Source organism: Ideonella sp., assembly GCF_041287625.1.
Lineage (GTDB): Bacteria > Pseudomonadota > Gammaproteobacteria > Burkholderiales > Burkholderiaceae_C > Ideonella.
Map to the genome: position 1 here is coordinate 42,558 of NZ_JBGGNH010000063.1, position 23,814 is coordinate 66,371.

22 protein-coding genes are annotated in these 23,814 nt (G+C 66.0%); 9 read left to right on the forward strand and 13 right to left on the reverse strand.

From position 1 onward, the window contains the following. Positions 1-2: 2 nt before the first annotated feature. The 11 genes from ACAH41_RS23315 to ACAH41_RS23365 all read right to left on the reverse strand — a co-directional run bounded on the left by ACAH41_RS23315 (position 3) and on the right by ACAH41_RS23365 (position 9,755). Positions 3-956 carry an MBL fold metallo-hydrolase gene (locus tag ACAH41_RS23315; RefSeq protein WP_370538533.1) on the reverse strand — a complete coding sequence of 318 codons (954 nt, stop codon included), beginning with the start codon at positions 954-956 and terminating at the stop codon, positions 3-5. A gap of 10 nt (positions 957-966) precedes the next feature. Beyond that, positions 967-1,449 (reverse strand): SRPBCC family protein, encoded by a 483-nt coding sequence (locus tag ACAH41_RS23320; RefSeq protein WP_370538534.1) that lies wholly within the window; start codon positions 1,447-1,449, stop codon positions 967-969. A gap of 111 nt (positions 1,450-1,560) precedes the next feature. After that, positions 1,561-2,523, reverse strand: a complete 963-nt coding sequence (locus ACAH41_RS23325) for a YncE family protein (RefSeq protein ID WP_370538535.1) — start codon at positions 2,521-2,523, stop codon at positions 1,561-1,563. Between the two features lie 4 nt (positions 2,524-2,527). Next, positions 2,528-3,334: a quinoprotein dehydrogenase-associated SoxYZ-like carrier gene (locus ACAH41_RS23330; RefSeq protein WP_370538536.1), complete on the reverse strand. Its 807-nt coding sequence runs from the start codon at positions 3,332-3,334 to the stop codon at positions 2,528-2,530. A 75-nt stretch (positions 3,335-3,409) separates the two neighbouring features. Continuing rightward, positions 3,410-4,255 carry a quinoprotein relay system zinc metallohydrolase 2 gene (locus ACAH41_RS23335; RefSeq protein WP_370538537.1) on the reverse strand — a complete coding sequence of 282 codons (846 nt, stop codon included), beginning with the start codon at positions 4,253-4,255 and terminating at the stop codon, positions 3,410-3,412. A 128-nt stretch (positions 4,256-4,383) separates the two neighbouring features. Beyond that, positions 4,384-4,761, reverse strand: coding sequence for a hypothetical protein (locus ACAH41_RS23340; protein WP_370538538.1), 378 nt, complete (start codon positions 4,759-4,761; stop codon positions 4,384-4,386). Positions 4,762-4,823: 62 nt separating this feature from the next. Next, positions 4,824-5,549, reverse strand: a complete 726-nt coding sequence (locus ACAH41_RS23345) for a hypothetical protein (RefSeq protein ID WP_370538539.1) — start codon at positions 5,547-5,549, stop codon at positions 4,824-4,826. A 16-nt stretch (positions 5,550-5,565) separates the two neighbouring features. Continuing rightward, entirely contained in the window at positions 5,566-6,486 is a 921-nt protein-coding gene (locus tag ACAH41_RS23350) for a trypsin-like peptidase domain-containing protein (RefSeq protein WP_370538540.1), read from the reverse strand. 109 nt (positions 6,487-6,595) lie between these two features. Then, positions 6,596-7,444 (reverse strand): substrate-binding domain-containing protein, encoded by an 849-nt coding sequence (locus ACAH41_RS23355; protein WP_370538541.1) that lies wholly within the window; start codon positions 7,442-7,444, stop codon positions 6,596-6,598. 29 nt (positions 7,445-7,473) lie between these two features. Continuing rightward, positions 7,474-7,896, reverse strand: coding sequence for a cytochrome c (locus ACAH41_RS23360; protein WP_370538542.1), 423 nt, complete (start codon positions 7,894-7,896; stop codon positions 7,474-7,476). Positions 7,897-8,003: 107 nt separating this feature from the next. Next, positions 8,004-9,755 carry a methanol/ethanol family PQQ-dependent dehydrogenase gene (locus tag ACAH41_RS23365; RefSeq protein WP_370538543.1) on the reverse strand — a complete coding sequence of 584 codons (1,752 nt, stop codon included), beginning with the start codon at positions 9,753-9,755 and terminating at the stop codon, positions 8,004-8,006. A 600-nt stretch (positions 9,756-10,355) separates the two neighbouring features. On the opposite strand from ACAH41_RS23365, the gene ACAH41_RS23370 reads away from it, so the two are divergent. The 8 genes from ACAH41_RS23370 to ACAH41_RS23405 all read left to right on the forward strand — a co-directional run bounded on the left by ACAH41_RS23370 (position 10,356) and on the right by ACAH41_RS23405 (position 19,109). After that, positions 10,356-11,069, forward strand: coding sequence for an ABC transporter ATP-binding protein (locus ACAH41_RS23370; RefSeq protein ID WP_370538544.1), 714 nt, complete (start codon positions 10,356-10,358; stop codon positions 11,067-11,069). A gap of 25 nt (positions 11,070-11,094) precedes the next feature. Beyond that, the gene (locus ACAH41_RS23375; RefSeq protein ID WP_370538545.1) at positions 11,095-12,081 is read left to right on the forward strand and encodes a PQQ-dependent catabolism-associated beta-propeller protein; all 987 of its coding nucleotides are present in this window, start codon (positions 11,095-11,097) and stop codon (positions 12,079-12,081) included. Continuing rightward, positions 12,078-13,232: a branched-chain amino acid ABC transporter substrate-binding protein gene (locus ACAH41_RS23380; protein WP_370538546.1), complete on the forward strand. Its 1,155-nt coding sequence runs from the start codon at positions 12,078-12,080 to the stop codon at positions 13,230-13,232. Before ACAH41_RS23375 ends, ACAH41_RS23380 begins: the two co-directional genes overlap by 4 nt. After that, positions 13,214-14,095 carry an ABC transporter permease gene (locus tag ACAH41_RS23385; protein ID WP_370538547.1) on the forward strand — a complete coding sequence of 294 codons (882 nt, stop codon included), beginning with the start codon at positions 13,214-13,216 and terminating at the stop codon, positions 14,093-14,095. The genes ACAH41_RS23380 and ACAH41_RS23385 overlap by 19 nt, the downstream gene beginning before the upstream one ends. After that, positions 14,095-15,081 carry a tripartite tricarboxylate transporter substrate binding protein gene (locus tag ACAH41_RS23390; protein ID WP_370538548.1) on the forward strand — a complete coding sequence of 329 codons (987 nt, stop codon included), beginning with the start codon at positions 14,095-14,097 and terminating at the stop codon, positions 15,079-15,081. Before ACAH41_RS23385 ends, ACAH41_RS23390 begins: the two co-directional genes overlap by 1 nt. Continuing rightward, positions 15,071-16,069, forward strand: a complete 999-nt coding sequence (locus tag ACAH41_RS23395; RefSeq protein ID WP_370538549.1) for a sensor histidine kinase — start codon at positions 15,071-15,073, stop codon at positions 16,067-16,069. Before ACAH41_RS23390 ends, ACAH41_RS23395 begins: the two co-directional genes overlap by 11 nt. After that, a complete protein-coding gene (locus ACAH41_RS23400) occupies positions 16,066-16,707 on the forward strand; it encodes a response regulator (RefSeq protein ID WP_370538550.1) in 642 nt (213 codons plus the stop codon). The genes ACAH41_RS23395 and ACAH41_RS23400 overlap by 4 nt, the downstream gene beginning before the upstream one ends. Positions 16,708-16,817: 110 nt before the next feature. Continuing rightward, a complete protein-coding gene (locus ACAH41_RS23405) occupies positions 16,818-19,109 on the forward strand; it encodes a TonB-dependent receptor (RefSeq protein ID WP_370538551.1) in 2,292 nt (763 codons plus the stop codon). 880 nt (positions 19,110-19,989) lie between these two features. Here the strand turns inward: ACAH41_RS23405 and ACAH41_RS23410 are convergent. After that, positions 19,990-20,646, reverse strand: a complete 657-nt coding sequence (locus ACAH41_RS23410; protein WP_370538552.1) for an HNH endonuclease — start codon at positions 20,644-20,646, stop codon at positions 19,990-19,992. Further along, positions 20,639-21,973, reverse strand: coding sequence for an AAA family ATPase (locus tag ACAH41_RS23415; protein WP_370538553.1), 1,335 nt, complete (start codon positions 21,971-21,973; stop codon positions 20,639-20,641). The genes ACAH41_RS23410 and ACAH41_RS23415 overlap by 8 nt, the downstream gene beginning before the upstream one ends. Before the next feature lie 666 nt (positions 21,974-22,639). On the opposite strand from ACAH41_RS23415, the gene ACAH41_RS23420 reads away from it, so the two are divergent. Next, positions 22,640-23,665 (forward strand): AAA family ATPase, encoded by a 1,026-nt coding sequence (locus ACAH41_RS23420; RefSeq protein ID WP_370538554.1) that lies wholly within the window; start codon positions 22,640-22,642, stop codon positions 23,663-23,665. Positions 23,666-23,814 lie beyond the last annotated feature (149 nt).

The window sequence follows — 23,814 nt, forward strand, 5'->3', positions numbered from 1 at the left end:
TCCTACTTCAACAGCTGCTCGCGCTCATAGCGCAGGTAGACCAGTGCCGCATTGCGCCTGTGCACCGTGGCGTACTGATCCCAGGCCGCGAACTCAGGCAGCGCGGTGGCGTCTGGGACCTCGCTCAACGGCGCGCCGGCGGCCAGCAGCGCGCGCACGCGCGTCGTCAGCTGATCAAGGTAGCGCTCGGTCTGCGTGACCAGGCGCTTCGTGCCGGCCGGCCCGTGGCCGGGCACGATGACTTCCAGCGGCAGCGCCTGCAGCGTGTGCAGCGCCTCGCCCCAGGCCGGCAGGTCGCTGTCGAACACATCGGGAATGCGCTGGGCATCCAGCAGGCCGCCTGCGAACAGCGTGCCGGTGACCGGGTCGAACACCGCGACATCGCCGGGGCCGCTGGAGTGGCCGAAATACAGCACCTGGATCGACCGGCCGATCAGCGTGGCCGCGTCGAGCCCGGGCGGGGTGGTGAAGCGGATGTCGGGCTCGAACATCGTCGTGCCGCGCATCTCGTCCTCCCCCAGCGTCGAACGCAGGGTCTTCAGGCAGCTCTCGCAACGTGAGGCCATCAGGCCGGCGGCGGCTTGATGCATCGCGACCGGAATGCCTTGTTCGCGGAACGCCGCGGCGCCGAACAGGAACTCTTGCCGCGTGTGCGTGACGATGGCCAGGCGCACCGGCTTGTCCGTCACGCTGCGGATCGCGTCGAGCAGCGCGCGGCCGTGCCGGTACGAGGTGCCGGTGTCGATCGCCAGCACGCCTTTGCGGCCGACGATGAAACCGGTGTTGCCGATGCGGCCCAGGTTCGCGCCGTCCGGCTCGCCGCCGGTGCCGGCCACCATGTAGACGCCGGACGCCAGTTCGATGGCAACCGGCGCTGCGGCCCGCGCCGCCATGGTGGCACAGGCGAGCAGGGCTGCGGCCAGCCAGCAGCCCGCTGTGCGCGAAAGGGCACGCATGGGACTCACGCTACTTGGCCTCGACGAGCTTCTTCAGGTTGGCCAGTCCGCTCTGGTACACCCCGGTCACCGCTTTCAACGCGGCCTCGTCATTCTGTTCGGGAGGCGGGTCGTTGTGCATGTAGGCGCGGTAGAACGCACCGCGCCACTCGACGGTCGAGGTGTTGCCCTCGCCGGTCACGGTGATCGTCGAGGTGTAGTTCGAGACCGGCAGCGCACTGCCGTCTTTCAGGCGGTAGCTGTAGCGCATCTGCGCGTCGTCGTAGCGTTCCAGCGTCTCGACCAGTGCGCCACCGCCCTTCAGCGCGACCTTGCGCTCCGAGCCTTCGGCGTTGCCCTTGTCGGCCGGGCTGGATTCGACGGCCGGGTGCCAGTCTTTCAGCGCGTCGAAATTCTTGATCTTGGCCCAGACCACCGCAGCGGGTGCGTCGATCTTGATGGTCTCGACGGCCTTCTGGCGTGTCGGCCCGTGGGCGCTGGCGGGCAATGACATCGCGCTGCCGAGAACGGCGATTGCAAGCGCTGGTTGAAGCCATCGACTGGCGAATCTCAGGAACATGGGAAAGGGCCTCCGGTGCTGGGGTCGTTGAAGATCATGGTGAATTCATGGCGGGGTTGGCGAGCCGATGAAGGCCCCGAAGCCGCGGCTGTTCCTGCCGGTGGCGATGCGGGCCAGCGTGCGGCCGCTGGTGGCGTCCAGCACGCTCACGTCGTCGTCCATCCAGTTGACGACGTAGACGCGGTCGGCGTGCACGGCCACCCCTTCGGGGTAGCCGAAGCCCGGCAGCGTGCGCACGGTCTCGAGCCGCTGCGCATCGACGACGCTGACGCTGTCGTCATGCTGGTTGGTCACATACAGCAAGGCACCGTCACGGGTCAGCGCCGCGCCGTAGGGCGCCTTGCCGACCTTGACGGTGGCGATCACCTCGAGCCGGCGCGTGTCGATCACCGAGATGTCGTCGCTGAGCACGTTGAGCGCGTAGAGGCGCTCGCGGGTGGCATCGATCAGCAGCGCAAAGGGGTGTGTGCCGACCTTCACGCGGCCGCGCACGCGCGAGGTCGCGATGTCGATCGCGGCGATGCTGTCGTCGTCGCGTTCGGCGACGAAGACGGTTGCCCCGGCAGTGTCGACCGCCACGCCCGCAGGCGCGCGGCCGACCTCGATGGTGGGCAGCGCGGTGCCCGCCACGGTGTCGAACACCAGCAGCCGGTTCGCGTACCAGTCTGCGACGAACAGGCGCGAGCCGTCCGGCGACGCGTCCATGCCGACCGGGCCGCTGCCGGCCGCCAGCGTGCCCGTCACGCGTTGCGTGCGCATGTCGATCACCGAAATCGTCTTGCTGTCCGGGTTCGACACGAACACCTTGCCAGCGCGGCTCGACGCGACCACGCCTGCTGGCGCCAGGCCGACAGGCACCGTGGTGACCACGCGCTGCGAGGCCAGGTCGATCACCGACACATCGTTGCTGCCCTGGTTCGTGATGTAGGCGAACGGTGCGGCGAAGCAGGGCGTACCGGTGCCGATGAGCCAGAGCGACAGTGCGGTGACCAGGGCGGCGTGGCGCATTCGTTCAGGCGGCGGACGGCGTCACGTCGAGGCTGCTCTTCCAGGTGGCCTGGTGCGTGTCGACGACCTCGGCCGTGAGTTGGCCCGGCGCGTTCGGCACGAAGTAGAAGCGCAGGTTGGGGTTCTCGCTGATCGAGAAATCCAGATCCGCGGACAGCACCGGCTGGCCAGCGTAGGAGACCTTGACCGTGCGCACGAAGCGGCGCGGTGTGTAGGTGCGCGTCAGCTGGTCCATGACCATGCCGGAGTCGTTCGGGTGGCTGATCATCAGCTGCGCCAGCGTCGGCTGGTGCAGCACGACCTTGCCGTCGACGCGCATCTTGATCTTGCCCAGCGATGCGAGCGCGGCCTGCGGGTCCTTGCCCGGCGGCGCCGAACAGCCGCCGGATGCCTTGACAAAGCGCGTGCGCATCAGCAGCCGCCCGTCGTTGGTCTCGGCGATTGCGCGCACGAAGGTGTATTCGTCGACGCGCACGCGGGTCTCGACATCGGCCCGGCCGCTGTTTGGCGTGAACGAGAAGATCGCCGAGATCGGCGACGGGTTGTTATCGATCACGAGGTACAGTTTTTCGACATGGCGTGAGGCCGTGTGCGGCAGCTTCGCTCGCATCGCGATCGGCACTACAGCGGCGTCTTCAGCGCGCACCGGCGCGTCGAGTACAAGTGCCTCGTCGCCAACGTCCTCGATGGGGCGAGCCTCGAACAGGCTGGCGCGCACCTTCTGCCAGATCTCGCTTGCCGCCGGGTCATCGCCGGACATGATCGCGGCGCGTGCATCGCGCACGCCGCCGAGTGCCAGCGAGGCGATCAACGCGCCGCCAGTGGCGGCGGCTTCGCGCCGGGTCATCCGGATCGGTCGTGTCGGGCGGCCTGTCATCGTTGCACCTCAGTCTTCCCACTCCAGCTCTGCAAACGCTGCAGTGACGTTGCGGCGGTGAAAGCGTTCGGCGAGCTGCCACTGGGTGGCAGCCTGAATGCCGACGGTGTCGACCGCCTGGGACAGCGTCTTGCGCGCCTTGAGCGCCGCGCGGGTTTCGCGCAGCAGCGCCTCAAGATACGCCTGTTGCGGCTTCCACGCATCCGGGCCGCCCGCCAGCGTGGGGCCGTGGCCAGGCACGATCCGGGCCGCATCGATTTTCGCGAGCTGCTGCATCGTCGCGAGCCAGCCGCGCAGGCTGCCGTCGACGACCGGGATGTGCTGCACGAACAGCAGGTCGGAGGCGAACAGCGTGCGCGATGTCCGGTCGTAGACGGTCAGGTCGTTGTCGGTGTGCGCGGTTGGCCAGGTTTGCAGCACGACGATGCGGTCGCCGAGGTCCAGTTCGCGGGTGCCATCCACGGTCAGTGTCGGATCGGCCATCGTGCCGGGTGCGACGCTGACGCCAAAATCGCGCGCCAGCGCATTCAGGAAATAGGGCCGGCGTGCGGCCATCGCCGCGTCGAACTTCACGCTTGCGACGAAGCGGGTGTCGGGGCCTGTGAAGGCGGCGTTGCCGAGCACGTGGTCGGGATGGGCATGGGTGTTGATCACGAAGCAGACCGGCAGGCGCGTGATGCGCTCGATGGCCGCGCGCCAGCGCTGGCCGACCTGCGGGGTGCCGCCGCTGTCGATCACCGCGACGCAGCGGCTGCCGACGACCAGGCCGAGATTGGCGACGTCGCCGCCGTTGCCCGGCAGCCAGTCCTCGACCAGACCCGCGTGCACGTAGACGCCAGGCGCGATCTCGGCCACACCGAGCGGTGGTGCATCGGCCACGCCCTGCGCGGCCGTGACCCCATGCAGCAAGGCAGCCAGCAGCAGGGCGGTTGCGGAGCGGTGCAGGGCGGGGCGCATGGTCGGTGAAAGGCGATGCGTCGGGGTTACTTGGCGTCTTTGATGAAGCAGCTCTTTTTCACCTTCGCCTGCAGCTCGCGATACTTCTTCAGTTCGGGTTGCAGCCCGGGCGTGTCGCGGATCGTGTTGCCGCGTTCACCACCGATCGTCATGCCATTGCTGATCGTCTGCATCGTCGTGAACTCGTCGTAGTCGACTTCCTCGGCGAGTGCATCCACCGCACAGGCGCATTTGTTGACCATTTCGAAATACGGACCGGGGTTCGCACGGATGCAGTCCTCCACGTACAGCACGCGGGCCGAGGTCGGGTAGTCGTTCGCAGCGTGCGCAGTGCCGCTGGCGATCAGCAGCGCGGCGAGCAGGGTTGCGCTTGAAGTTGAGGAGCGCAGGCGGGCATGGTTCATGGCTTGTCCGTGGAATCGTTAGAAGCTGATGGCGACGAAGGAAAGGGCAGCGTGGGCAGCGGTCAGGCGCCGGGCTTTGGCGGCGTTGCCTCCGCCCCTTCGATGAGCAACTCGTCGGCGACCAGCGGCGGCGCGTCCGCGCCCTTGGCAGCATCGGTGATCACCGAGCGGATGGCGTAGACGCCGCCCGGCACGGCGTCCGACATCGTGAACACATAACGCTTGTTCGAGAGCTGTTCGAAGCGCGGGCGGTTCGGGTCGTCGCGGTAGGGGTCGATCGTGAACTCCTGGCCCGCGACAGCGTTGCCGCGGTAGCGCAGCGTCACCGCGCGTTGCTGGGCGCCCTGGTAAATCGCCATGCGGATGCGCTTGCGAAAGTAGGCCTGCTTGCCCTTTGTCAGCCGCTCCATCTCGCGCACGTCGCGTTCGAGGAAGTAGAGCATCACCGGGTTGCCCGTGACCCCCTCGACTGGCGGCAGCACCACGGCGTGCTCGCCGCTGAGGAAGTCGCCGCTCGCGTCGCAGCACTGGCCGTTTGCCTGCGCCTTCAGCGAGATCGAGACCTTGTCGTCAAAGCCGGGCTCCAGGCTGCCGCTGCGATGGAAGGCGTAGTGCAGCGTCATCGGCGGGCGCAGCTTGGTGAACTGGTTCGTCATGAACAACGCGCGTTCGGCGGCAGAGAAATCCTTGGGCCCGTCTTCGGCGCGAACAGGGGCGCCCGGCAGCGCAAAGATTGCGATGGCTGCGGCGGCGAGCGTGGTGGTGAAGCGATGAGAGAACGGCGTCATGAGAGGTGAGTTCGCATCAATGGCGGCAAGAGATGCCTGCCACATGGGTTTCGGATTGCGCGTCGCGCGGCAGTGCGAGGCGTTGGAGTTCGTTTCGCGCCGCCGCGTAGTCGGGCGAGATGGCAAGCGAGCATTCCAGCGCAAGGCGAGCATCGCGCGGCTGGTCCAGGCGTGAGAGGGCGAGGCCGAGCAGGTACCACGGCTCGGGGTCGCCAGCGTCGAGCAGGGTCCACTCTGCGGCCAGCGGCTGCAGCCCACGCCAGTTGCCCTCGACTTCAAGCGCAGCGGCCCGCAGGAAGGTCGGTTGTGCGTTGGCCAGCCGTTCCCAGAAGGCCAGTTCGCCGGGCGCCAGCGGGCCGATCTGTTGCGCAGCCTCGCTGTCCATGCGCGACCGTGCGAGCCACTCGATCGGCGCCGCGAAGTAGTGGGCGTTGCCGCCGCGCAGGCGGAAGGTCAGGATGCCGACAAGATGGAGGTCGGCGTCGAACAGCCCGCCGCCGCTCGCGCCCGAACTGAAGAAGTTGGAGGCCTGGATGACCTGGGCGCCGTCCATCCGGTGCAGGGCCAGGACTTCGCCACTGCTGCCCTGGAACGCGCCCGCCGTGTGGCCGACAGCCGTGACGACCTGGCCTATCGTCAATCGTCCTGCCGGACCGAAGGCCACGGCGCGGCTGCCCTCGATGCCGCGCACATGCAGCACGCACAGGTCGTGGTACGCGTCAACCTGCTGCGACTGGGCTGGCAGCCTCAGCCCGCCCTGCAGCACCGAGATCAGCCGCGCATCCCGCGTGACGTGACAGTTGGTCACCACGCGGTCCTCGCCAATCACCACACCCGAGCCCAGCGAATAGCCACCCTGGGTGCGCATCACTTCAACCTTGAGCACGCTGGTCGAAAGCTTGATCAGCGTGGCTGGGTCGGGCTCGGCGAATGCCATGCCGGGCAGCAACAAGCTCGACAGCCTCAGGGCGAGCAGGCACGACCCTGCCAGCGTCCGGCCTGCGCTGGCGCCCCTGCTGATGAACCGACGGCACATTCGTTGGCACTCAGTTCTTCGGCGCCCCGTACGAAGCGTCGACCATCGGCACGCCATATGCCTTCAGGATTGCTTCGATGTCCGCTTGATGCGACTCGATCAAGCCTTCGACTTGCTGCTTCCACTCGCGCTCGCCGAAGCGCACGCCCATTGCCATCTGGTAATCCAGCTTCAGGCCCGGCTCGGACTTCAATGGCAGCACGACCAACTGCGGTGACTTCACGCGTTGTGCGAAGTAGCCGGCGATCGGTCCCCAGACGATGGCCGCATCAAGCTTGCCCTGCGCGAGGTCTCTCTCGATGATCTCGCCCGGGTATTGCTGCGGGTCTGCATTCATCATCTGGTAGGGAACGCCGTTCTCCAGCAATTGGTGCCTCGACAGCCATTCCCCGGCCGGAGACCGGTCGTACACGCCGATGCGCAGCGAGCGAAGCTTCTCGGGGCCGAGTGCGAGGAACGCGTCGACGGTGGTGACGTTGTCCAGGCCCTGGCCTTTCGGGAACACCAGCGCATAGGTCGAACGATAGTAGGGCTTCGTGACCGAGACGCCTTCATCGAATCCCACCGGCACGCCGATGATGATGTCGCAAGGGTAGTCCTGGCCCGGCAGCTTGTAGCGCAGCGTGTTGCGGACGAACGCCAGCCGCTGCGGGAAAGAGTAGTAGGTGACCGGCAGGTTCAGCGCCTTGCCGAAGACCTCCGCGATGCGGTTCTCCATGCCTTCTCCCTTGGTGTTGGAGAACGGCAAGTTGTTCGGGTCCTGGCAGACGCGAAGTTCGGTCCGCTTCGGCGGCGCCTCCTGCGCCTGGGCGGTGGCTGAGAGCGCCGCGAGCGCGGCCGCGACACTCAGGCAGGCCACACAAGCATCGCGAGGCGACCTGGATCGGCTCATTGCATCGCCTCGACGCGCGCCTTCGTGATCGCGCCGTCAGACCGGCCCTTCAGGTAGCTGTAGAGCTGGTCGATGTTCTTCATCACTTCCGGATTGCCGCCGAAAGGAACCATCTGCGTGTTCGGCCGGCCGTTCTTGACGGTCTGGACGAAATCGTCTTTCGAGAGGGTCTTCAAACTGTTGATCAGTGATGGGCCGACCAGGCCTTCCTGGTTCGCGCCGTGGCAACGGTCGCAGGCGGCGGCGCGCCAGGTCTTGAAGCCGACCAGGGTGTTGGCGTCGACCTTGTAACCGTCCACCACCGTGTAGGGCTTGGCCCCGGCGGCAGGCGCAGGCGCAGGCGCAGCTGCGGTCTGGGCAAACGACGTCAGGGTCGAGGCGAGCAACATGGCGGCGCCGAGGGTCTTGAAGTGCTTCATGGGATGTTGAATGAGTCAAAAAAAATGGGGAAGGCGTTCCTGCGAAAGCCCTCCCCGTTGTCAGGCGCGCGCCGAGTATGTTCGCGGCTGCGCTACCTCTTGCGGCCTCAGTTCGGCAGCGCGAAAACAGTCAAAGAGCCACCCAGTTCGGTGTACTTGGCCAGATCGCGGTAGCCGCCCACAGCGCCCAGGCCGTCCTGGTCCTTCTCGAGACCTGCAGCCATGCCGATGCCGGCCCAGCCGCCGATGCCCGAGAACACGCCGATGTACTGCTTGCCCTTGTGCATGTACGAGAACACGTTGCCGATGATCCCGGAAGGCGTCTTGAACTTGAACAGTTCCTTGTTGATGTCCTTCTTGTCGACGCACTTCAGGTAACCCTCAAGCGTGCCGTAGCAGGACAGTCCGCCCGCGGTGTTGAGCGCGCCGCTCCAGACCGAGAACTTCTCGGCATGGCTCTGCACGATCTTGCCGGCGCTGGCGTCCCAGGTGATGTAGTTGCCCATGCCGCCATGGCTGCCCGGTGCCGGGTACATCGACAGCGTCGCACCCACATACGGCTGGCCCGCGGTGTACTCGACCTTGAACGGCTCGTAGTCCATGCAGACGTGGTTCGTCGGCACGTAGAAGAGCTTGGTCTCGGGGTCGTAGGATGCCGGCTGCTGGTCCTTGCTGCCGAGCGCCGCCGGGCAGATGCCCTTGGTGTTGACGTCAGGACCGCCCTTCGCGGTGGAGTACTTCGCAACCACTTGCGGCCGACCGGTCTTCATGTCGACGTGGGTGGCCCAGTTCACTTGCGGGTCATATTTCTCGGCCACCAGCAGGGCGCCGGTGACGCGGTCCATGGTGTACGCGAAGCCGTTGCGGTCGAAGTGCACCAGTGCCTTGGTCGGCTTGCCCTTCACGTTGATGTCGGCCAGGATCATTTCGTTGATGCCGTCGAAGTCCCACTCGTCGTACGGCGTCATCTGGTAGACCCACTTGGCCATGCCCGTGTCGACATCGCGAGCCCAGATGGTCATCGACCACTTGTTGTCGCCAGGCCGCTGTGCCGGGTTCCAGGTCGACGGGTTGCCGCTGCCGTAGTACATCAGGTTCAGCGCCTTGTCGTAGCTGTACCAGCCCCAGGTCGTGCCGCCACCGGTCTTCCATTGATCGCCCTTCCAGGTCTTCAACGAAGAGTCCGGGCCCACTGGCGCCATCTTGCCGTCGGTCCAGGTCATGGTCTTGGCCGGGTCGATCAGCATCTCGGCGTCAGGGCCGACGCTGTAGCCCTTCCAGGCCAGCTTGCCGTCTGACAGGTTGTAGGCAGCGATGAAGCCACGCACCCCCCACTCGCCGCCGCTGATGCCGGTGATGACCTTGTCCTTGAAGATGTGGGGTGCGTTGGTGTTCACCGCGCCGAGCTTCGGGTCACCGTTCTTGACGCTCCAGACCACCTTGCCGGTTTTCGCGTTCAGCGCCACCAGCGTGCTGTCGGCCTGCTGCATGATCACCTTGCCCTCGGCATAGGCGACACCACGGTTGACCGTGTCGCAACACATTTGCGCAATCACCGACGGGTCTTGCTTGGGCTCGTACTTCCAGATCATCTCCTGGGTATCGAGGTTCAGCGCGTACACCTTGTTCGGGAACGGCGAGGTCATGTACATGATGCCGTCGATCACCAGCGGCGAGCCTTCGTGACCGCGCAGCACGCCGGTCGAGAAGGTCCAGGCGACCTGCATCTTGCTGACGTTGCCTGTGTTGATCTGCTTCAGCTGGGAGAAGCGCTGGTTGTACATGTCTCCCGCTTGCATGGCCCAGTTGCTGGAGTTCGCGATGTTCTTCTCTACGTCGGCGTTGGCGGACGCCAACATCGGTAGAGCGAGCAACGCGAGCCCCATGTGCAGCACGAGGCTTGCGCCCGATTGCCGAGGAATTCTCATCGATGTCTCCTTGCTTTTGAGGTGGTCTGCAGTCTTGCGAAGGTCGCCACCAAGACCTCCGCACGAGCCGTCTGGCGTTCGGTCAAATCGCAACATCCATGCCTGTCGGGAAGTCTTCCCTGTCTCACTTGACCTGATGCGCCGGACCACCATAGGACAACGCGCCAGCCATCGTTTTCGTACTAGGCGAAACCCTGTTTTATCGACTTCAGTCTTGGGAAACGTGAACGGGTTCGCGTTCGTTGCTGGCCACACACCGCTCGAAATACGGGAAAGCCCTTGGGTGCCTCAACCGCGGCGCACGTCGCCGCACGGCGCCGTCTCCCGCCGGCGCCGCGCATCGCGCAACGTTTGTCGTCACTTTTGGCGCAGAGTGTTCCACTGAGTGCTGGACCGCGAGACGCAGCGCCTTGTTGCGCCGCAGTAATGAGTGCAAACGCTCGGTCAACGGCGCGGAAGTTGCGGTAGCGTGTCGCCGGAAGACGCCGCGCTGAACCCGCTGTTCAAGGCGATCTGGAACCTACGACCTTCATGCTGCGAACCATTGATCTCACGAAACGCTACGGTCAGACCATTGCATTGAAATCCTTGTCGCTGCAGATCGGTCGCGGCGAGTTCGTTGCGCTGCTGGGCCCCAACGGGGCCGGCAAGTCCACGCTGTTCCAGGTGCTCACCGGCTTGTTCGCGGCCGACGGCGGCGAGGTCGAAGTGGCCGGACATTCGCTGCGGCATTCGGCGCGCATCGCGTTGCGGCACATCGGCGTCGTGTTCCAGCAGATCGCGCTCGACCTGGACCTGAGCATCCGGCGCAACCTGCTGTTCCAGGCGGATCTGCAGGGCGTGCCGCGGCGCGTCGCGCTGGCGCGCATCGAGGCTGGCTGTGCGCGCCTCGGCCTTCTCGCCGATCTGGACCGAAAGGTGCGAGAGCTCTCCGGCGGCAATCGGCGGAAGGTGGAACTTGTGCGTGCCGGGCTGCATCAACCCTCGGTGCTGCTGATGGACGAAGCCACCGTGGGCCTGGACCCGAAATCGCGCCGCGACCTGCTGCAGGCCTTGCACGCCGATGTGCGCGAGCGCGGCGTGAGCGTGCTGTGGGCCACGCACTGGGTCGAGGAGGCCGAGAGCGCGGACCGGGTGCTGGTACTGCACCAGGGCACGCTGCTGGCCGATGGCACGCCCGCCGAGGTGACCCGCTTGCTTGGCGAGCCGACGCTGGAAGCAGGCTTCATCAAGCGGACCTCGTGAAGCAGTGCAAGAAAGACCTGGAGACATGGATTTGAAGCTGATCCGGAAAACGACGCGCCTTGTCGGCCTGACGCTGTTGCTTGTGGGCAGCGCGTTCGCACAAGCGACACCTGGCACGGTGTATGTGTCGAGCGAGAAGGACGACGCGTTGACGATGATCGACCTTGCCACGCTCACCGTCAAAGGCACGATCGCGACCTGCAAGCGCGGCCGCCACCTGCAGCTCACGCCTGACCGCAAGCTGATGCTCGCGTGCTCGGACTCTGGCGTGGCCGACCTGATCGACCCGGCAACCGGCCAATCGCTGCGGCGCATTCCGCTCGGCGACGACCCCGAGGCCTTCGACCTGTCGCCCGACGGCAAGACCATCTACGTCTCCAGCGAAGACGACGCGTCGGCCGTGTTCGTCGATGCGGCGACCGGCAAGAAACTCAAAGAGGTCAAGGTCGGGCAGGAGCCCGAGGGCGTGAAGGTCAGCGCGGACGGCAAGGTGCTGTACGTCACTTCCGAAGTCGCCAGCCTCGTGCATGCGATCGACACCGCGAGCGGCAAGATCATCAAGAACATCAAGGTCGGCAAACGGCCGCGCCGCATGGCGATCACGCCCGATGGCAAGGAGCTGTGGGTCACCTGCGAGCTCGACTCGGGCGTCACCATCGTCTCGACGGCTGACCATTCCGTGCTGGCGACGCTGAAGTTCGAGGTCAAGGGCGCCCGCGCGCAGGACATCACGCCGGTGGGCATCCAGATGTCGCGCGACGGCAAGCGCGCGTACGTCGCGCTGGGCCGCGCCAACCATGTTGCCTTCGTCGATGTGCCGGCGCGCAAGGTCAGCGATCTCGTGCTGGTCGGCAGACGCGCATGGAACGTCGCGCTCGACAAGGATGAGAAGCGCTTGTTTGTCGTCAACGGCCTGAGCGATGACCTGACCATCATCGACGTGCCAGGCGCGAAGGCGATCAAGACCGTGCCGGTCGGGCGCGTGCCCTACGGCGTGGTGGTCGTCGAATGAGGGGCGCGCTGCTCGCACTGATCCTGTCGTCGGCCTGGTTTGGCGCCGCCGGGGCGACCTTGAAGGCCACGCTGATCAGCCCCGAGAACGACCCGCGACTGGATCGCACGAGGACGGAGCGGGCCTACCTCGGTCATCCGGGCGGTCCCGCCGCCGACGGGGTGCAAGTCGCGCTCGACGAAGGTGGCTTCGAGCTCGAAGCCGCCGGCGCCTCGGTGATGCTCAGCCCGGCCTCGGCAGGCTCGGTGGAGGCCGCGCGCGCCGCTGCGCTGGCAGCCGAGAAGGCCGGCGCCGCGCTGATCCTGACCGACCTGCCGGCCGCCTGGACGCTCGCGGTGGCCGATGCCGTGAAACTGCCGGTGCTCAATCTCGGCGCACCCGACGACCGGCTGCGCCAGCAGGATTGCCGGCCGCGCCTCTACCACCTGCTGCCGAGCGAGCGCATGCGCGCCGACGCGATTGCGCAGACCCTTGTGTCCCGGAAATGGAACAAGCTGTTGCTGCTGGTCGGCCCGAGCGCGCAGGACCAGCTGCGCTCCGCCACCGCGCAGGCCTCGATCAAGCGCTACGGATTGCAGGTGGTGGCATCCAAACCCTTCAAGCTCTCGACCGACCCGCGCGAGCGCGACCTCGCCAACCCGCTGCTGCTGACTGCGGGCAACAACTACGACGCGGTCTGGATCGTCGACAGCGACGGTGAATTCGCGCGCGGGCTGCCCTACCGCACCGTGCTGCCGCGGCCGGTGGTTGGGGACGCCGGCCTGGTTGCGCTGGCCTGGCACGCGCAGTTCGAGCGCTACGGCGCGCCGCAGGTCTCACGCCGCTTCTTCAAGGCCGCGAAGCGACCGATGACGGACAGCGACTGGGCCGCGTGGATGGGCGGCAAGACGCTGCTCGCCCTTGCCACGGGGACGCCCAAGGGCCCGAACGCCGCGTGGGCGCAGGCGCTCGCGAAGACGAACGTCGACGGCTCCAAGGGGCTCGCCCTGAGCTTTCGCGCATGGGACGGCCAGCTTCGCCAACCCCTGCTGCTGACCGATGGCCAGGGTGTGATTGCGCAGGCGCCGATCGAAGGCCTGCTGCACCCCAGCGACGTGCTTGACACGTTGGGCGCCGACGCACCGGAGAAGCTATGCAAGACGCCACGGTGAAGGTCGAGACGCCGCTGACCGACGCGCCTAGCGCGCGCCGCGGCATCGCCCACGCGCTGCAAGCGCTTCAAGCCATCGTCATGCGCGAGCTGTTCAAGTTCTCGCGCCAGACCGGGCGGCTGGTCTCGGCGCTGGTGCGGCCTCTGCTGTGGCTGGCGGTGTTCGCGGCGGGTTTCCGCAATGTGTTCGGCGTCGCCATCGTCGAGCCCTATGACACCTACATCCCTTACGACGTCTACATCGTGCCCGGCCTGGTCGGCATGGTGCTGCTGTTCAATGGCATGCAGTCCTCACTGGCGATGGTCTATGACCGCGAGATGGGCCTGATGCGCCTGCTGCTGACCGCACCGCTGCCGCGCCCGTGGCTGCTGTTCTCGAAGCTGTGCGCGACCGCGCTGCTGTCTGTGCTGCAGGCGCTCGCGTTTGTCATCGTCGCCGCGTTGATCGGCACCGAGCTGCCGCTGTTGTCGCTCGCCGGCCTGCATGCGCTGCTGGCGCTTGTTTGCGGCGCGCTGATGCTGGGCGCACTCGGGCTGCTGCTGTCGGTCTATGTCAAGCAGCTCGAAAACTTCGCCGGCACGATGAACTTCGTGATCTTCCCGATGTATTTCCTGTCGACAGCGCTCTACCCGCTGTGGAAGCTGCAGGAGTCGGGCGCCGAGTGGGTCTATCAGCTGGCACGCTTCAACCCGTTCACGCACGCGGTCGAGTGGGTCCGCTTCGCGCTGTATGGCAAGGACCCGGGCGCGGCGCCCTATGTCGTGCTCGGCTGCCTGGTGGTGTTCTTCGTGGTGGCCTGCTGGGGTTACGACCCGCAGCGCGGCTTCGGCGGATTGACCAAGCGCGGCGGGGGTGCGGGTTGATGCACTCCAGGCGCCACTGGCTGGCCGCGGCCGGCGGGCTCGCGCTCGGCGCGGGCGGACTTGGCCAGGCGCGTTCCGCGTCGCCGTATCCGTCGCGCCCGATCACGCTGTGGGTGCCCTGGCAGGCCGGTGGCGCGACCGACATCTCGCTGCGCCTGCTGGCCGAACTCGCGTCGCGCGCGCTGGGGCAGACAGTCGTCACCGACAACCGCGCCGGTGCCGGCGGCACGCTTGCGATGAACGTCCTGCTCCAGGCCGAACCCGACGGCTACACGATTGCGCAGATGCCGCAGCCGGTGTTCCGTGCGCCCTGGGTCCAGAAGGTGTTGTGGGACCCGGTCCGCGACGTGACGCCCATCATCCAGGTGTCTGGCGTGACCTTTGGCGTGCTGGTCCCTGCCGGCAGCGCACTGCGCAGCCTCGATGACCTGTTTGCCTATGCCCGCGCGCACCCCGGCGAATTGAGCATCGCGACCAACGGTGTCGGCACCACGCCGCACCTGGTACTCGAAGACTTGTTCACGGCGCGCGGCCTGCGCTACATCCATGTGCCGTACAAGGGCACGGCCGAGCAGATCACTGCGATCATGGCCGGCCAGGTCATGGCCGGGGTCAACTCGACCGGTTTCGGCCCGGCCGTCGATACCGGCCGCCTGCGGCTGCTCGCGATCTTCTCGGCGCAGCGCTCGAAACGCTGGCCGCAGGTGCCGACCCTGCGAGAGCTCGGCTTCGACATCGTGGCGATGTCGCCCTACGGGCTGGCCGGGCCGCGTGGCTTGCCGGCGCCCATCGTCGCGACCCTCCACGACGCGTTCAAGCGCGCGATGTTGGATCCGCGCTTCGTCCAGGAGCTCGCGAAATACGACCAGGAGATCGACTATCTCGGTCCCGAGGACTATGCACGCGCGTGCCGCGAGATCTATGCCCGCGAGCGCATCAACGTTGAGCGCCTGGCGACGCCGCAGGCCGCTTCCCATGGCGGGTGAACCGGCGACGCGCCCGATCGGGCGGCCTGCCGCGTCGCGCTGGCGCAGCGACCTGTGGATTGTGCTGGCGCTGGCGCTGGTGTGCTACGGCCTCTCGCGGGCGCTGAACCTCAGCGAGTGGCTGGTCGCACGATCGGTCCCGTACGAGCGCTGGCAGCTCGACGAGCTGCCGCTGACGGGCATGGTGTTCGCCTTCGGCGTGGCCTGGTATGCGTGGCGGCGGCGGTACGAGACCGAGTCAGCGCTGCGCGCACGCGAGCAGGCCGAAGCGCGTGCCTCCGAACTGCTCGCCCACAACCGCGAGCTCGCGCAGCAGCTGCTCGCGGTGCAGGAGAGCGAGCGTCTCGCGCTGGCCCGCGAGCTGCACGATGAATTCGGCCAGCGCTGCAGCGCGATCCTGATCGAGACCGCCTGCCTTCGGCGCTGCGCTGCCGATGATCGCGCCGCCCTGCTCGGTGCAGCGGCGCGTGCCGACATCGCGGCGCAAAGCCTCTACCAGCTCGTCGGTGGCCTGCTGCGCCGCCTGCGGCCGGCGAACCTGGACGCACTCGGCCTGGTTGCGGCGCTGCAGGAGCTGTGCGAAGCGTGGGAGGAGCGCAGTGGCGTGGCCTGCGTGTTGCACCGCGAGGACATGGCCGAGGCACTGCCGGAGCGCGTCAACATCGCGGTCTACCGCGTCGCACAGGAGGCGCTGACGAACGTGATGCGCCACGCCCACGCGAATCAGGTGCGGCTGGTGCTCGCGCGCGAGCCGACGGGCGGCGTGTGCCTCAGCGTTGTCGATGACGGCTGTGGCATGGACCCGGCGCGTGCAACGCGCGGCCTGGGCCTGCTCGGCGCGAGCGAACGTGCCGCGGCGCTGGGCGGCGAGTTGCGGGTCGAGAGCACGCCCGGCGCAGGCGTGCGGCTGAGCCTGCACATTCCGCTGCCGGCGGCCGTCGCGCCGGTCGCCGAGCAGGCGAGGGTGAGTGCGAGGGCTGTCGCATGATCCGCGTGCTGCTGGCCGATGACCACCCGGTCGTGCGCAGCGGCTACCTGCGGCTGCTCGAACAGGCGAGCGACATCCGCGTGATCGCCGAAGCCGCCACCGGCGAGGCCGCCTACGGCGCATTCGTGGCCGACCCGCCCGACGTGCTCGCGACCGATCTCGCGATGCCCGGCGGTGGCGGCCTCGAGCTCATCCGGCGCGTGCTGCTGCGCACGCCTGCGGCACGCATCCTGGTCTTCAGCATGTACGACAGCCCGCCGCTGGTGCGCCAGGCGCTTGACGCCGGCGCGCGCGGCTTCCTGACCAAGGCGGCCGCGCCCCAGGGCCTGGTCGACGCGGTGCGCGCGCTGCATGCCGGCGAGCGCTACCTCGGCGCCGACCTGGCCGCCAGCCTGTTGCAGCGCGACCCGGCGCGCGAGGCCGAGCGGCTCGCCGAGCTGAGCCTGCGCGAGTTCGAGATCTTTCGCCTGCTCGCGCTGGGCCATTCGCCCGCCGAATGTGCGCAGGCGTTGAAGCTGAGCCCGAAGACGGTCTCCAACCACCAGACCGCCATCAAGGAAAAGCTCGGGGTCACGACCTCGGCCGCGCTGGCCCATCTGGCGATCCGCCATCGTGTGATCGGCAGCGCGCTGGTCTGAGAGCGCAGTGACGTTCGCGCGCCACGGCGGCGCAGCCCGGGAAGTTTTCCCTGTCGCTGCCGCCAGCGTCTTGATACGGTCGGTGCAAACCACAAGCCCCGGAGACTTCGATGCAGTACTTGCCGCGCCGCGCGCACCACCACCCTCTGGCGTTGGCGGCAATGATCGCGTGCGGGCCGGCCTTGCATGCGCAGACCTTGCCCGCCACGACGCTGCAGACGGTCGAGGTCGTCGGCACGACGCCGCTGCCCGGCACCGGCGTGCCCAAGGACCAGATCCCGTCGAATGTCCAGACGGCAGACGGCCAGCGCCTGCGCCAGTTGCAGAGCCTGAACCTGCCCGAGTTCATGGCCAGCCAGCTGGCCAGCGTCAACATCAACGAGACCCAGGGCAACCCGTTCCAGATGGACGTCAACTACCGCGGCTTCACGGCCAGCCCCTTGCTCGGCACGCCGCAGGGTCTCTCGGTCTACCTCGATGGCGTGCGCGTGAACGAGCCCTTCGGCGATGTTGTCAACTGGGACATGATCCCGAGCGGCGCGTTGGCCAACGTGGCCTTGCTGCCTGGCTCGAATCCACTGTTCGGCCTGAACACGCTCGGCGGCGCACTGGTGCTGCAAACCAAGAGCGGTGACACCCATCCCGGCGGCGAGCTGGAAGTGCGCGGCGGCTCGTTCGGGCGGGTAAGCACCGAGTTCAGTTATGGCCAAAAGCTGGGCGAGCACGGCCACCTGTTCGCGGCGCTGGGCAGCTTCGACGAAGACGGCTGGCGCGATTACTCCCCGTCCCGCGTGCGCCAGTTGTTCGTGAAGGGCGGCGAACACGCGCCTGGCTACTCATGGGACCTGAGCCTGCTGCACGGCCAGAGCCGGCTCATTGGCAATGGCCTGCTGCCGGAGTCCATGCTGGCGCAGGATCGCGCGCAGATCTACACCCGCCCGGACCAGACCCGCAATCGCGTGACGATGCTGTCGCTGAACGCGACGCGCCAGCTCGGCAACGGGTTCGAGCTGGCAGGCACCGCCTACGCCCGGCGCGTGCGCGCCTCCACCGTCAACGGCGACCTGAACGACGACTACGATCCGCCCGAAACGCCCGAGTCGGGGGTCGAGAACCGCACCCGCACCAAAGAGCGCAGCGAGGGCCTCGCGCTGCAGCTGAGCAAGACCGCCGGTGCGCACCGCCTCAGCGTCGGCCTGTCATACGACCGCGCGCACAACGACTTCGAACAGAGCGAGGCAGAAGGCGTGCTGGATGCGACCCGCGCCGTGGTCGTGACGGAAGACGCCGAAACCAACGCCCTGATCGCCGGCACCAGCCGCACCGCGAGCGTCTTCATGTCCGACATCGTGACCCTCGCGCCGGGACTGAACCTCACGCTCTCGGGCCGCTACAACGACACGCGGGTGCGCACCGACGACCTCGGCCGCAGCACCCTGGGCCTGGACACCACGCTGGACGGCGAAGGCCGGTTCAAGAAGTTCAACCCTGCAGCAGGGCTGACTTGGCGACTCACACCGGCCATGACCGCCTTCGGCGGCTTCAGCCAGGGTAACCGGGCGCCCAGCCCGATCGAGCTCGGCTGCTCGGATCCGGACAACGCCTGCGTGCTGCCGAATGCGCTGCAGGGCGACCCACCGCTGAAGCAAGTCGTGGCGCGCACGCTGGAGGCCGGGCTGCGGGGCAGCATCGGCAGCGACGTGCGCTGGAATGCGTCGGTGTTCCGCACCGAGAACCGCGACGACCTGCTGTTCATCAGCAACGGCCGCTCAGCCGGCTACTTCACGAACTTTGGCCGCACGCAGCGGCAGGGCGTGGAGCTCGGCGTGTCGCAGCACACGTCCGCGGTCGACTGGCGCCTGTCTTACAGCCACCTGCGGGCGACCTTCGAGTCCTCGGCCTGCCTGCTGGCGGCCGCCAACAGCAGCGCGGGCACGAGCCCGGCCTGTGCTGGCGCTGACGAGATCGAGGTGCGCCCCGGCAACAGGCTGCCTGGCCTGCCGGCGCACAGCCTGAAGCTCACTGTCGACACGCAGCCGCTGCCGGACTGGCGCATCGGCGCGCAGCTCGCTGCGTATTCCAGCCAGTACGTGCGCGGCAACGAGAACAACGCCCATCAACCTGACGGTGTCGACTTCTTCGGCGCCGGCAAGGTCGGCGGCTTCGCGCTCGTGAACCTGACGACGAGCTGGACGCTGGGCGCAGGCTGGGAGCTGTTCGCGAAAGTCTCGAACCTGTTCGATCGTCGCCATTCGAGCGGCGGCTTGCTGGCGGAGAACGCCTTCGATTCGCGCGGCAACCTGCTGGCCCCCGCCGAGTGGCGCAACGAGCAGTTCGCCGCGCCCGGTGCGCCGCGCGCGCTGTGGATCGGGGGCCGCTGGCGCTTCGGCGCATCCGAGTGATGCGCCTGCCGGCAGTCGCTTCTCACTCATGCCAAAAATTGACCGCCCCAGCGGATCAAGGCCATGGCAGCGAGCACATCACGGCACCTTGAACTGCCGTCTCACTGAACACTGAACTTTCCGAAGTTCGTTTCACTGAAGATGAAATTTCCCGCTCACCGCCGCTGACCGCTTGAGGCTGGCTGAAGTCGCTCGGTTTCTGCGGTCCGGCGACCGCTGCCTGGAGCAGCTGTCATTCGACCGATTGATCGTGGAATGACCGCTGCACTTCCAAGACCAGCCCTTCAGCGGAACTGGCGACCGGGGCCGTCAAGGCCCGCGACGACGTTCGGGTCAGCGGCAGTTTCGAAGGGCCGCGAACTGGCGGTCTCGGCGAGGAGCCGTCGTTCGGGCGGGATTGGCGGCTTCAAGGCATCATGCTCGCCTGCCGGAAGTTGCGCCGATTCACCTCTTCCATGTGCGTCAGGCGTTCAGAATCCCCAGTAGGGCGGGATCTTCTTCGGCTTGCGCGTCACTAAGATCGCGAAGATCACGAAGCACACCAAGAAGATCCAAGCGACGGCCTTGACTGCAAAGACAAACACGCGGCACGAGGTCCTGAAGGCAAGGTCGGCGACTCGCTGAGTCTCAGGGTGTCGCGCGAATCGCACGAGAGCACCGAACAATTCTCCAATAGCTGTGGCTGTAGCGCCTAGTGCTGCGCTCATGCTCCGGCCGATTCTTGCGGGTAGCGACATGCGCGCCTTATACCTTAGCTCACCTAGCTAGTCACCTCAGCCCGCAGGCCGTCCCACATGCGCAGCCCATTCCAATCGGGTCACAGTCTGCAATCGCTGCACGGCAGCCTGTCCCAGCGGCAATACGTCGCCGCGTGCGACGCTCAGAACTCCAGCAGTGTGTCCTGCAGGTCGCGAATCGCAGCCTTGATGTCCGCCTGTGTTGTCGCTGCAGCGAGGACACTTGCTTTGCGTATCGCATCACCTTCGTCCACGAACTCCGGCCTCCAGCCGAACTCCCGCATGTGTGCATTCAGGTCGCATGCTCCGACTGTGAAGTACCCCTTGGGGGTTTTGCCCACGTAGTAGCGATCCCGAAGAATCTCGATGTGTTCGTCATACACGTCAAAGTGAGGATGTACCACCTTGAATGCATCTGCGCTTCTGGGATAGAGCTTCGCCGCATTCTTGTTGAGCGTGTCCACTGGAGCACTCGCAGTCTCTTGCGAGCGTTTCACCGTATTGCACTCGGCGCATACAGCGCACAGATTCTTCGGCTCGAAGATAAAGGCCCGGTAGAGAGATTTGGAAAGCAGGTGCTCGACATGACAGTTCGCCGCGGCTTGCTTGCCAAGAATTCGCTTGCAGTATGCGCATTTACCGCGCTGAGCGACACGGTAGTGCTGACGGATGAACGAGCGAACAGACTGAAGGTCATCACTCGACCAGTCCTTGTGCGTGAATGCTGGGTCTGCCAACTTGGCCTTCACTACAGCCTCCAATTCTGGAGGGAAGGAAACTGGGGTGTTGATGTCAGGCATCGCGACTCCGCGCTTCAAAGATTACTGAGATGAGCTCCTTCACTGGATCGTCGTTCTTGAGCTGGTCGTGAACGCGTTTGAATACCTCAAGCACCTCCAGTGACTCAGCGCTGAGCTCTCGACCCTTGCTGATATCGGCAAAGACGCCTAGAGCCATACGAAGCAAGTACTCGTTTTTATGGCCAGGGGCGTTAAATAGAGAGGCGAGTTGGAAGTCAACGGAGCGACCGGAGAACTCGGTCGCCCGATGAACCTGGCGGTCCTCCATCGTGAGCACGAAGCAATTCCCGGTCGGCAGTTCCGCGACGATCTGAGGCGAATGGGTCGCGATTATGAAGTGGCAGCCGCGATACTGAGAGAATGTCCTGAATAGAAGATGGATGTACTTCTCTTGCCATTCGGGATGGAGGCAAACTTCCGGCTCGTCAATCAGTATGAGCGAGCCGTCTCGAATCTGACTGCCGATGCCAAGGAGACCCATGACTACCGCCTGCTCGCCGGAGCTTGCGTCGTTGACGTTGAACCGTGCTCCGTCACCCTTTTTGCGCAGGGTAAACGTCGATAGCTTGACAAGGCCTGCTTGAGTAAGTTCCAGCGTCTCGTCGAGAGACGCTTCTATCTGCCCAAGACCCTCCACGCCATAAGGCGTGATTCGCACGCCTACCTTCCGACGTGAGCTCCAGTCAATCCGCTGCATTACGCGCAAGAGATGCTCGCGATGATGCGGAGGAGCGAATTCCCAGAAGCGGTACGCCGGCGCCCAGTCGGGCGACGGAAACGCGGCGCGCACCTTCTCACCACTCGTGAGCCGCTCTATTAGCCCTGGCGGCGCGAACTGAAGAGAAACTTCGATAGCTGGCTCGTAATCCAAGTACGCCAAGACATCTGCTATGGCTCTCGAAGTCTCCGGTCTGTTGAGTATTGCCTCGAGCAGGGTTCCGAAGACTTTGCCCAAGTACGTCACACCCAGGTTCGTGCTTGGAAGACCTCGGAGCCCTAGGTACTTGTAGGGCAGATCTGTGTTCGATGTCCTTACGAGCGGGAATTTGTCGAACGGACTTGTCGAGACAGCGATGGTGCGAGACGGCAACTCGTCCCACTCAAGACTAACGACCAGATCAGTATCTTTTCTCGTTTCGCGGTCTAGTAGCTTCGGACTGGCTTGCACCTCTAGGAGGTGGCCCAACGCGATGGAGCGAAGCAGCCGACTCTTTCCGGTACCGTTCTTCCCTACGATAACGGTGAACGTGTTGGCCCCAGGGAACCGCCCCTTCTTCCGGTCAACGAGATTGATGCGGTTCTTACCGACAAGAACGCTCTTTAGCATGTCCAGGTTCCAAGCTTCTGTTATTTGGCGAGCGCTGAATTGCGCAGCACGCGGCGCACTCGCATGTGCGCGAAATATCTCTAGCGACGACGCTTCGACTTGACGCGGCGCCATGGGTCATCCGGGACATGCTGGGCTCCCTGATGTGGTCCTCAAGCTCCTTCAGGACCCGTGCTGTGAACAGGCCGCGGTATCCACCGCCCTTCAATGTCAGTGCCTGAAACGGCTGGTTCCCGGTCCACTCCATCATTCCTTACTCCCTACGGTTCTCAATCTTGTTACCGTAGGATACCAACGCAGACGGTGATTGTGAGCAGCGGGCGTTGGCCTGGGGGCGTTGAAGGCAGTCGGCCGTCGCGTCAGCTGATGACGGCTTCCTAACACGCAGCGTGAACTCGGCGATGGGCCACGAATTACGGCACCCGCTGCAAGGCTGTCAGCCACCCAGTTGCCTAGGGATCGGCCGGCGGGCAGCTTGGCGGGTACCCGAGCCGGAGCAGTTCCATCTTCAGTGAAAAAGGTTCCACCTTGAGTGAGAACCGACATCGGCGCTCGGCTCGGCTCTTGCTTGTCTAGGCACTTCGTCGGCGCGAGCATTGCGCCCGTCCCGAGGGCGTGACAGAGTGTCTCGCCGTCGGCAGTGCAGGCAGTGCAGAGAGGGTTTGCATGGATCGCAGCGATGCGCTGTTGCAGGACTGGCGCGAACGTGCGCTGGCAGTCGAACGCGAAGTGAGCACGGCCGTGATGGGCCAGGCGCGCGTGGTCCGCCTTGTCAACACCGCCGTGTTCGCACGCGGCCACGTGCTGCTGCAGGGCGATGTGGGTGTTGGCAAGACGACGCTGCTGCGGGCCTTCGCGCGCGTGCTTGGCGGTGCCTACGCGCGCACCGAGGGCACCATCGATCTGATGCCCAACGACCTGATCTACTACACCTACATCAGCGCCGAGGGCCGGCCAGCGGTCGACCCCGGGCCGCTGATCGAGCATGGCGAAGACCTGGCGATCTTCTTCTTCAATGAGATCAACCGCGCCCGCCCGCAGGTGCATTCGCTGCTGCTGCGCGTGATGGCCGAGCGCAGCGTCTCGGCCTTCAACCGCGAGTGGCGCTTCCCGCACCTGCAGGTCTTTGCCGACCGCAATCGCGTCGAGCGCGAAGAGACCTTCGAGATTGCCTCCGCCGCGCGCGATCGTTTCATGATGGAAGTGACGATCGAGACGCCGGCGGACGAGGACCAGCGCCGCGCGCTGATGTTCGACCCGCGTTACCACGACACCGATGCGCTGGTCGCCTCGCTGGCCAGCGGCATGCTCGCTTACCGCGAGCTGAATGACATCGCCGCGCAGATCCAGCGCAGCGTGCAGACCTCCGAGCGGCTGCAGCAATATGCCCTCGAACTGTGGCGCGCCACCGCAGCGCCGGCGGACTTTGGCGTGAAGCTCTCGGGCCTGGACACCGCGCACCTGATGCTGGCCGGCGCGAGCCCGCGCGGGATGATGGCCCTCGTGCGCGCATCGCGCGTGCTCGCCTGGCTCGACGGCCGGGACTACGTCACCCCCGACGACGTCCGCCAGCTCGTTCCGGCCACGCTCGCACACCGCGTGTTCTTCACGCCGGTGTACGAGCTGCGCCGCGAACAGATCGCGGATGCGCTGATGACGCAGATCCTGGAGAAGGTCCCCACTCCGCGCTAGCGGAGCGAGCACCATGACCCCATGACCATGTCGCAGGAGTTCCACTACCGCCTGCCGCACCGAGCCGCCGGCTGGCGTCCCGGCTCTCATCGCGGATCGACGCTCGGAGCGGGACTGGAGTTCGCCTCGCATGCGAGCCTCTACGACCG

What these genes read in the sequence shown, in the direction of transcription:
- ACAH41_RS23345 (WP_370538539.1), bottom strand. Translation starts at nt 5,549, where the DNA reads ATGACGCCGTTCTCTCATCGCTTCACCACCACGCTCGCCGCCGCAGCC.
- ACAH41_RS23325 (WP_370538535.1), bottom strand. Translation starts at nt 2,523, where the DNA reads ATGCGCCACGCCGCCCTGGTCACCGCACTGTCGCTCTGGCTCATCGGC.
- ACAH41_RS23420 (WP_370538554.1), top strand. Translation starts at nt 22,640, where the DNA reads ATGGATCGCAGCGATGCGCTGTTGCAGGACTGGCGCGAACGTGCGCTG.
- ACAH41_RS23365 (WP_370538543.1), bottom strand. Translation starts at nt 9,755, where the DNA reads ATGTTGGCGTCCGCCAACGCCGACGTAGAGAAGAACATCGCGAACTCC.
- ACAH41_RS23370 (WP_370538544.1), top strand. Translation starts at nt 10,356, where the DNA reads ATGCTGCGAACCATTGATCTCACGAAACGCTACGGTCAGACCATTGCA.
- ACAH41_RS23360 (WP_370538542.1), bottom strand. Translation starts at nt 7,896, where the DNA reads ATGAAGCACTTCAAGACCCTCGGCGCCGCCATGTTGCTCGCCTCGACC.
- ACAH41_RS23350 (WP_370538540.1), bottom strand. Translation starts at nt 6,486, where the DNA reads ATGGCATTCGCCGAGCCCGACCCAGCCACGCTGATCAAGCTTTCGACC.
- ACAH41_RS23405 (WP_370538551.1), top strand. Translation starts at nt 16,818, where the DNA reads ATGCAGTACTTGCCGCGCCGCGCGCACCACCACCCTCTGGCGTTGGCG.
- ACAH41_RS23315 (WP_370538533.1), bottom strand. Translation starts at nt 956, where the DNA reads ATGCGTGCCCTTTCGCGCACAGCGGGCTGCTGGCTGGCCGCAGCCCTG.
- ACAH41_RS23375 (WP_370538545.1), top strand. Translation starts at nt 11,095, where the DNA reads ATGGATTTGAAGCTGATCCGGAAAACGACGCGCCTTGTCGGCCTGACG.
- ACAH41_RS23320 (WP_370538534.1), bottom strand. Translation starts at nt 1,449, where the DNA reads ATGTCATTGCCCGCCAGCGCCCACGGGCCGACACGCCAGAAGGCCGTC.
- ACAH41_RS23390 (WP_370538548.1), top strand. Translation starts at nt 14,095, where the DNA reads ATGCACTCCAGGCGCCACTGGCTGGCCGCGGCCGGCGGGCTCGCGCTC.
- ACAH41_RS23385 (WP_370538547.1), top strand. Translation starts at nt 13,214, where the DNA reads ATGCAAGACGCCACGGTGAAGGTCGAGACGCCGCTGACCGACGCGCCT.
- ACAH41_RS23415 (WP_370538553.1), bottom strand. Translation starts at nt 21,973, where the DNA reads ATGCTAAAGAGCGTTCTTGTCGGTAAGAACCGCATCAATCTCGTTGAC.
- ACAH41_RS23340 (WP_370538538.1), bottom strand. Translation starts at nt 4,761, where the DNA reads ATGAACCATGCCCGCCTGCGCTCCTCAACTTCAAGCGCAACCCTGCTC.
- ACAH41_RS23400 (WP_370538550.1), top strand. Translation starts at nt 16,066, where the DNA reads ATGATCCGCGTGCTGCTGGCCGATGACCACCCGGTCGTGCGCAGCGGC.
- ACAH41_RS23410 (WP_370538552.1), bottom strand. Translation starts at nt 20,646, where the DNA reads ATGCCTGACATCAACACCCCAGTTTCCTTCCCTCCAGAATTGGAGGCT.
- ACAH41_RS23395 (WP_370538549.1), top strand. Translation starts at nt 15,071, where the DNA reads ATGGCGGGTGAACCGGCGACGCGCCCGATCGGGCGGCCTGCCGCGTCG.
- ACAH41_RS23380 (WP_370538546.1), top strand. Translation starts at nt 12,078, where the DNA reads ATGAGGGGCGCGCTGCTCGCACTGATCCTGTCGTCGGCCTGGTTTGGC.